The sequence below is a fragment of the Vibrio sp. OPT46 genome (assembly GCF_015163535.1).
Lineage (GTDB): Bacteria > Pseudomonadota > Gammaproteobacteria > Enterobacterales > Vibrionaceae > Vibrio > Vibrio alginolyticus.
This window is the reverse complement of sequence record NZ_JADDYG010000010.1, coordinates 59,519-60,397: the sequence shown is the minus strand read 5'-3', so window position 1 is coordinate 60,397 and position 879 is coordinate 59,519. Positions and strand designations below refer to the sequence as shown.

1 protein-coding gene is annotated in these 879 nt (G+C 41.6%); it reads left to right on the top strand.

What is annotated here, in order from left to right; genetic code table 11:
* Nucleotides 1-117 precede the first annotated feature (117 nt).
* Nucleotides 118-879: SDR family NAD(P)-dependent oxidoreductase (locus IQR33_RS01745; protein WP_193843454.1), on the top strand; the 762-nt coding region annotated here is incomplete at its 3' end.

The following is an 879-nucleotide window of genomic DNA, read 5'->3' as shown; positions in this document are numbered from 1 at the left end:
AACAACAAAGTTATTTTCAATTTTTCCTAGAAAGTGTTTTCTTTTTAGTCTCAATAGTCGAATGCAAAAGATGCCACTATGATCGTTCTATATTAACCTTCAACAATGAGAGCGATCATGCGAAAGACAATTCTAGTTACTGGATCTACTGACGGTATTGGTTTAGAAACCGCGAAAATGTTAATTAACCGTGAACAACACGTAATAATCCATGGCCGGAATATAGAGAAAGTTCAACAAGTTGAGCAAAGTTTGAGGGAGATGAAAAGTGGTAAAGTTGAAAGCCTTGTTGCTGATTTATCCTCTCCCAATGCGGTAAAACAGATAGTGATGGAGATAACAGAACGGTTCAATCATTTAGACGTCATCATTAACAATGCTGGTGTGTACGCAACACCAAATCCAAGAACTAAAGAGGGTCTTGATGTACGCTTCGCAGTCAACACCATTGCTCCCTACTTACTCACTAGAGAGCTATTGCCGTTGCTCGGAGATACGGGTCGTGTGGTTAATTTGTCTTCAGCTGCACAAACAACAGTAAACACTAGCGCTTTACTCGGTAACAAACCATTGTCAGATGGCGAAGCATATGCCCAAAGCAAATTGGCATTAACGATGTGGTCACGAGCAATCGGACTAAAGCTTAAGAACACTGGCCCTATGTTGGTATCAGTAAACCCAAAATCATTCCTAGGTAGTAAGATGGTTAAAGATGCTTATGGGGTTGCTGGTGGTGATATCCGCTTAGGAGCAGATATTCTAACTCGCGCTGCGCTATCAGAAGAGTTTGCTCAAGCGCATGGTATGTACTTCGATAATGACATTGAAGCATTCGCGCCCCCACACCCTGATGCATTAGATCAAAGCAAAACACAGCAG